We start from the raw sequence: 376 nt of genomic DNA on the forward strand, positions 1-376 counted from the left end.
GCGGATGCGCTGGCCGTACGCGGCGTCGCGGTGGCCCTGCACGAATGGCGCGGCATCGGTTCGAGCTCGCTGCGCGCAGGACGCCGCGCCGACTGGGGGTATCGTCACCTGCTGCAGGAGGACGTCGCCTGCAGCGCAGCCGCGCTGCGCGCCTGCGTGCCCGAGCTGCCGCGCCGTATCGGCGGCCACAGCCTCGGCGGACAGCTAGCCTGCTGCCGGCTCGCGCTGGAGCCGGACGCCTTCGACGCGTTGTGGCTGGTCGCCAGCGGCGCGCCGTACTGGCGTGCGTTTCCCGGGCCGCAGCGCTGGGGACTGCCGCTCGCCTACCGGTTCATGGCATGGCTGGCACGGACCAACGGCGTGCTGCCGGGGCGTC

Annotated in this window: 1 protein-coding gene; it reads left to right on the top strand. The window is 74.7% G+C overall.

Translation table 11 applies throughout. From position 1 onward, the window contains the following. Nucleotides 1-376: serine aminopeptidase domain-containing protein (locus SB660_RS19235; RefSeq protein WP_410583822.1), on the top strand; the 376-nt coding region annotated here is incomplete at both ends.

It is taken from the genome of Bacillus sp. SIMBA_005, from assembly GCF_046535585.1.
Classification (GTDB): Bacteria; Bacillota; Bacilli; order Bacillales; family Bacillaceae; genus Bacillus; species Bacillus pumilus.